Annotated in this window: 7 protein-coding genes and 1 pseudogene; all 8 read right to left on the bottom strand. The window is 51.9% G+C overall.

Annotation, left to right across the window (positions count from 1 at the left end):
• A pseudogene (locus HMPREF9473_RS28780) lies at window positions 1–135 on the bottom strand (transposase); the annotation flags it as partial.
• A gap of 259 nt (window positions 136–394) precedes the next feature.
• A complete protein-coding gene (locus tag HMPREF9473_RS17955; protein WP_034859603.1) occupies window positions 395–1,186 on the bottom strand; it encodes an RnfABCDGE type electron transport complex subunit B in 792 nt (263 codons plus the stop codon).
• Window positions 1,187–1,201: 15 nt separating this feature from the next.
• Window positions 1,202–1,792 (bottom strand): electron transport complex subunit RsxA, encoded by a 591-nt coding sequence (gene rsxA / locus HMPREF9473_RS17950; RefSeq protein WP_006781613.1) that lies wholly within the window; start codon window positions 1,790–1,792, stop codon window positions 1,202–1,204.
• 13 nt (window positions 1,793–1,805) lie between these two features.
• Window positions 1,806–2,597: an electron transport complex subunit RsxE gene (rsxE, locus tag HMPREF9473_RS17945; protein WP_006781612.1), complete on the bottom strand. Its 792-nt coding sequence runs from the start codon at window positions 2,595–2,597 to the stop codon at window positions 1,806–1,808.
• Between the two features lie 13 nt (window positions 2,598–2,610).
• On the bottom strand, window positions 2,611–3,231 hold the full coding sequence (locus HMPREF9473_RS17940) for an RnfABCDGE type electron transport complex subunit G (protein WP_006781611.1): 621 nt from the start codon (window positions 3,229–3,231) through the stop codon (window positions 2,611–2,613).
• Window position 3,232: 1 nt separating this feature from the next.
• Window positions 3,233–4,159: an RnfABCDGE type electron transport complex subunit D gene (locus HMPREF9473_RS17935; RefSeq protein WP_006781610.1), complete on the bottom strand. Its 927-nt coding sequence runs from the start codon at window positions 4,157–4,159 to the stop codon at window positions 3,233–3,235.
• A gap of 11 nt (window positions 4,160–4,170) precedes the next feature.
• On the bottom strand, window positions 4,171–5,493 hold the full coding sequence (gene rsxC, locus HMPREF9473_RS17930) for an electron transport complex subunit RsxC (RefSeq protein ID WP_006781609.1): 1,323 nt from the start codon (window positions 5,491–5,493) through the stop codon (window positions 4,171–4,173).
• A gap of 254 nt (window positions 5,494–5,747) precedes the next feature.
• The coding region (yiaK, locus tag HMPREF9473_RS17925) for a 3-dehydro-L-gulonate 2-dehydrogenase (RefSeq protein WP_347509272.1) at window positions 5,748–6,775 on the bottom strand (1,028 nt) is incomplete at its 5' end.

The following is a 6,775-nucleotide window of genomic DNA, read 5'->3' as shown; positions in this document are numbered from 1 at the left end:
TGATAGGTCGATGTGATCCATTACCTCGCAGAAAGTGTATACCGGATCAGAAATATCAATTAATTTTTCGATTTCCAGTGGTAATTTCAGTTGACGTACTGTATAATTATTATTGGTATTTTTATTTAGTCGCATAATTAATTATACCAAAAAAATCGCTGAAGTCTCACGACCTCAGCGATTTTTCTTTTAGGGGAGTTTTTTTACAGCCCCTCGCGCCGGAGCGCGGTTGCTTCAGCAACCATACTACCTTAGCGCGGAGTGCGCATCCCCCGGAGGGTTTTTGTATAACAGGACGCACTTTCCTGTTATATGAAAAAAGAGACAGGCAGCACCCGCTATGGGATATTGCCTGTCTCTTTTTTATCTGCTTACTGTTAAACTGCCTATTGCTTTACACAATCACCTTCGCCGGACACTTCGCCGCGCACTTGCCGCAGTTGGTGCACTTCTCATAGTCGATGACTGCCACGTTGTTATCCATGTGGATGGCGTCGAACTCACACTGTTTGATACACAGCGTACAGCCGATGCAGCCGGCCTCGCATTTGGCCTTGACATCTTTGCCCTTGTCGTGGGAGCTGCACTGTACCAGATGCTCGGCGCTGTATGGTACCAGCTCAATCAGGCCGTTTGGACAGGAGGCCACGCATTTGCCGCAGGCAACGCATTTTTCCTTATCCACCAAAGCGACACCGTCCACCACGTGGATGGCGTCGAAGGCACAGGCCTTCACGCAGGAGCCGTAGCCCATACATCCGTAGATGCAGGCTTTCTCGCCGGCGCCTGGGACAACGGAGATTTTCTTACAGTCATCCAGTCCGTAATAATTGTACTGCACTTTTGTCTTGTCGCAGGTGCCTTTACATTTCACAAAGGCCACCTTCTTCTCGGAACCGCCAGCGGATACGCCCATGATGGCCGCGATTTTATCCGCTACCGGGGCGCCGCCTACAGGGCAGGCTCCAACGTCTGCATTTCCCTCGGCGATGGCTTTTGCAAGACCATCACAGCCCGGATATCCACAGCCGCCGCAGTTGTTGCCCGGCAGTTCGTTGCGGACCAGAATCTCTCTCTCGTCCACCTCAACCTTAAACTTCTCACTGGCAATGCCAAGGAGGACGCCAATCAGTAACCCGACGGCTCCCACCACAACAGCTGCCATAATCACTCCTGTTATACTCATCCTTCGTCTCCTCCCTTATATTAATCCGGAAAATCCGAAAAATGCAATGGCCATCAGTCCCGAGGTAATCAGCACAATGGGTGACCCCTGGAAGTTGTATGGCACGTCGTTGCCCTCAATCCGCTCACGGATACCGGCTAACATGATAATCGCGATGGTAAAGCCCACAGCGGTTCCGAATCCGTTGACAACGCTGGTTACAAATCCGTATTCCTTCTGTACGTTGGTTAACGCCACACCGAGTACCGCACAGTTGGTGGTAATCAGAGGCAGGTAAACGCCCAGTGCCTCATAGAGAGCAGGCATGGATTTCTTTAAGAACATCTCCACAAACTGAACCAGGGCCGCAATCACCAGGATGAACACGATGGTCTGCAGGAAGGTTAAGTCGATGCCAAGGATTCCGTCCTTGCTCAGGATATGCTCATAAATCAAGCTGGTCACCGCGGACGCGATGGTAATTACAAAGATAACGGCCGCTCCCATGCCGGCGGAGGTTTCCACCTTCTTGGACACGCCGAGGAACGGGCAGAGTCCTAAGAACTGGCTGAGTACTACGTTGTTAACCAGGGCAGAGCCAATGGCAATTAATAATAATTCTTTCATCTATCCACCCCTCCTAATCTTTCTTCGCCGTAGCCGCATCAAGCTCCGCCTGTGCTTTGGCCACGTTTGCTTTTTTCTGCTCAAGAGCATCCTCAAGCGCCTGGGTTCTTCTGGTCTCCAGAATGCTGTGATTGGACATACAGGAGGAACCGGAACAGTTCATACAATCGCCGCCGCAGGCCAGTTTGGACTGTACCACGGAGCCGTTGGTGGCTGACGGAGCTTTAAACTTGTTCTGAAGCGCTGTCAGCACAGCCAGAACAAAGAAAGCGCCTGGAGCCAGCACGAAAATAGATACGGCTTCATAGCTTGCCGGCATAATCCCTAATCCAAAGATGGAACCGGAACCAATCAGCTCACGGACCGCACCGATGGCTGTCAGGGCGATGGAGAAACCAATTCCCATACCGATACCGTCAAAGGCCGATAAGGCGGGTCCGAACTTGGAAGCATAGGACTCCGCACGTCCCAGGATGATACAGTTTACAACGATTAACGGGATGTAAATTCCCAGTGCATCATACAGGAACGGAATATACGCCTGAATCAGCAGCTGGACCACGGTAACCAGGGATGCCACGATTACGATAAATGCCGGAATACGTACTCTGTCCGGGATAATTTTTCGCAACGCGGATATAATAAAGTTAGACATAATCAGTACTACGGTCGTACTGAGTCCCATACCTAAGCCGTTCATGGCGGAAGTGGTAACCGCCAGGGTCGGACACATTCCCAACATCAGGACGAAGGTAGGGTTCTCTTTGACAATACCGTTGTATACACGCTCGGTATATTTATTCATCGTTTCCCACCTCCTATTGTGGAATGCAGTTGTGAGCGAAGTAGAGAACTCCGTTAACTGCATTCGTGACTGCTGTTGATGTAACGGTTGCGCCGCTCATGGCATCGATTCCGTCGTCGCCTGCGCCGCCGCCCTTAACCAGATTTAACTGCTCTGCTGTCTTGCCCTTAAACTGGTCTTTAAAATCCGGATTGGTCGCATTCATACCAAGACCCGGAGTCTCGTTAATCTCGATGAATCCGATACCGGTAATCTCGCCTTCATTGGTCACACCAACCGATACTTTAATGTTGCCGCCGTAGCCGTCCTTGGAGAGACCGGTGAAAATGTGGCCGACCACATTTCCTGATGCGTCAACGGCATTTAAGGCCACGGGAATCTCCACGCTGCCGATGTTTAAACCGGCTGACGCAAAGTTCTCAGGAGCCGCCTCCGCCGCATCCTGCAATGCCTGGTCAAACTTGAAGTCCACCGCGTTGGGATACACTTCCTGATAGGTCGCTAAATCGGCTTTCATCTTGCTCTCCTGGATGGGGAGCTTGGTAATCTCGTACACGCCGCCGAGACAGATGCCGGAGATTAAGGTGATTGCAAATAAAATCAGCGCGTCTTTCATAAATCCGCCTTTTTTCATATTATTTGCCCCCCTTTCCGAAACCAAATGCCACAGGCATGGTCACCTTCTCAATGAGTGGAACAAGGATGTTGCAGAAAATGATGGCGTAGGATACGCCCTCCGCGGAACCGCCCCAGAGACGGAACACGCCGGTCAGAATACCCAACAGAATACCGAACACAATCTGTCCTTTAACTGTAATCGGGCTGGTCACATAGTCGGTTGCCATGAAGAAGGCGCCGAAGATCAAACCGCCGCCGCACACCTGGGCCAGCACATAACCGCCGTCCATACCGCCAAACAGAAACATGAAGATGGCGAAGGTCAGGATGTATGTACCCGGGATGCGGATGGAAATCACTTTCTTAATCAAAAGATAAGCGGCTCCGATTAACAGTGCCAGTGTGGACACCTCGCCGATGGTTCCCGGAATCTTTCCGATGAACATGGCCGCGGTATCTACCTGCTGTCCTGCTCTCATCATCGCTAACGGGGTAGCTCCGGATGCTCCATCCAGCACGAAGGTGGACATTCTTCCGGTAAAAGAGATGAGCAGGAAACATCTTGCTGCCAGGGCCGGGTTCATGAAGTTCTGGCCCAGACCGCCGAATACCTGTTTTACTACAATAATGGCAAACACACCGCCCAGGAAGGGAATCCATAACGGAATCTCCGGCGGCATATTCAATGCCAGAATCAAACCGGTCACTAAGGCGCTGCCGTCACTGATGGTCACAGGCAGTCCCATCAGACTCTGGTAAACAAACTCACTGAGCATACAGGCTGCCACAGTGACTAAGATAATCAACAATGCTTTTATTCCAAACTGGTATACACCATACGCAGCTGCCGGAATCATGGCGATGGCCACGTCGTACATAATGCCCTTCGTGGTCGTCTGAGTTCTGACATGAGGTGATGATGATACGTTCAATAATTTACTCATTCTTCACCCTCCTACGCTTTCTTCTTTGCTGCTCTCACGGCCAGCTTTGCTTCTTTAAATGCCTGGGTCAGCTGTTTTCTGGCCGGGCAGATGAAGGCGCAGCAGCCACACTCACAGCATTCCATACCGTGTAATTTCTCAAATGTCTCCAAGTCGCCGTTTAAGGCCGGCCGCATCAGCTTCTGTGGAATGATGCGTCCAGGACACACCTCGGCACATCTGCCGCAGCGGATACAGGCCGTCGGCTCCTGGGCCGCTACCTCGTCCTTGGTCATGCAGGTTAAGGCGGAGGATGTCTTCGTCACAGGAATGTTTAAATCAAACAAAGCCTGCCCCATCATAGGACCGCCGGATATAATCTTCTCCGGCTCCGTCTTGAAGCCGCCTGCCGCGTCCACCAGTTCCTGCTGGCAGGTACCGATGCGCACCTCGAAATTGCCCGGATTGGCAACCGCGTCGCCTGTCACAGTGAAGATTCTGCGGAGAAGCGGGGTCCTATAACATACTGCCATATAGATGGCGGATACGGTGTCCACATTGTCCACGATGCATCCCACATCTGCCGGGAGCATGGTGGAATTAATCTTTCTTCCCGTCACCGCGTAGATGAGCGTCCGCTCACCGCCCTGCGGGTATTTGGTCTTTAAGGGAACTACCTTGATGCGGGACTCATTTTTCACAAGTTCTGTCATCTTGGCGATGGCCTCCGGCTTGTTGTCCTCGATGCCGATGACGCCCTGGGCCTTGTCAAACAGGCTTAAAATGATATTCAAACCGCCGATGATCTTCTCTGGCTGCTCCAGCATAAGCCGATAGTCGGATGTCAGATACGGCTCACACTCGGCGCCGTTGACGATCACATATTCAATTTTGTCGTCTTCCTTTGGTGTCAATTTTACGTGAGTGGGGAATCCCGCACCGCCGAGACCTACGATTCCAGCCTCTTTTACGATATCGCGGATCTCCTGTTTGGACAGGCCGGATGGGTTTCTGTCTGTTCCCATTCCCTCCACTGTCTTGTACTCTCCATCATTTTCCACAACGATGGACTCTGCCATGCTTCCATTGGCAACCCGCCTTGGTTCGACCGCTTTCACCGTTCCTGACACGGAACAAATGACATTTGCTGACACAAACCCGCAGGCTTCACCGATTGTCTGTCCCACTAACACCTGGTCGCCTTTTTTCACCAGGGGCTTCGCGGGGGCTCCGATGTGCTGGCTGAGCGGATAAACCAGCTCGCCCTTCGGCATCAGAATCTCAATCGGCTTACTCGCGGACAGTTCTTTTCCCTCGTATGGATGAACGCCGCCTTTAAATGTAGCCAATCCCATCTAACTAACCCTCTTTCTATACATTTTCGTTGACCTAATTGACAAAAATGCACATGGTAGTCCCACATTTTTGCCATCTTTCACAGTATATCATAATTAAGAATTCTTAACAATGATATTTTATGTATTGTATACAATTGGATACAATGGAGACGAGTGGGGAAATGTAGGGGTCACCCCACTGACCGGTCTCCCAACCTCCCACGCACTAAATTTGACGGCATTTGACACAATATGCCATGCAAAAATTCCTGTTACAGCTTCAAAATCTCCTCCCACACGCCGTCATCCACCGGGATATGATTTTTTAAGTTATCTTCCTTTATCTCCTGTTTCCTCTGACCGGGGTAGACAATCCTGTCTGTGTGCTCATCCTTCGTCGATGCCAGCAGGTCCGCCACCACTTCCTCCAGCGTCTTCTCAGCAACCTCCTCCGGCACAAGCTTTTGATAGTCAATCGCCAGGAACATCTGGGATACCCCGTGCTCATCCCCCTCTAACCGTCCCGCGCCGGCCACCGTATTTCCCATGGAAATGGTGGAGGCAAACACATCCAGCATAAAGGACAGCGCCGCTCCCTTCCAGTATCCGGTGGGCAGGGTTCTCCTGGACTTGATAACCGCATCCGGGTCTTTGGTCAGATGGCCGTCCTTGTCAAATCCGGCGTCTATCTGCATCTCCCGCCCCTGAAGGCGGGCCAGCTCCAGAGCCCCGTAGGAGAACTGGGACATGGCCATATCCACTATCAGATGCCCTTCCTTTCTCGGAAATGCAAACACCAGGGGATTGTTGCCGATTCTGGAATCCACAGCGCCCCAGGTGGGCATGTTGGGCATGGTGTTGGTGAAGCAGATGGCGGCCATGCCGGCCTCACATGCCTGATAGCCGTAGGTGGCGGCCCGCAGCCAATGGTTGGTATTCCGGAGGGCCACCATGCCGATGCCGTTTTCCGACGCCAGCCTGATGGCCTCGTCCATGCAGAACCAGGCATTGGTGATGCCAAAGCCCAGGTGGCCGTCCACCTGCTCCAGCGCACCGAACCGGTTGATGATTTCCGGCTCGGCCTCCGGTCTCACGATTCCCTCATCCATATTCCGGATTAATCTGGCAAACCGGTTGATTCCATGGGTATAGGTTCCCTCCAGGGAATTTCTGGCCACCTCGTGGGCCACTTTATCGGCCTTTTTCTCCTCACAGCCGTGGGCCATCAATTTCCCCTTCATAACCTCTTTTACTTCGTCAAATGGCAGTCTCATCTGATTCCTCCTATCTCCAGCTGCTC

The organism is Hungatella hathewayi WAL-18680 (assembly GCF_000235505.1).
GTDB lineage: Bacteria > Bacillota > Clostridia > Lachnospirales > Lachnospiraceae > Hungatella_A > Hungatella_A hathewayi_A.
Note: the sequence above shows the minus strand (reverse complement) of the source record. Positions and strands in the feature narration are given on the sequence as shown.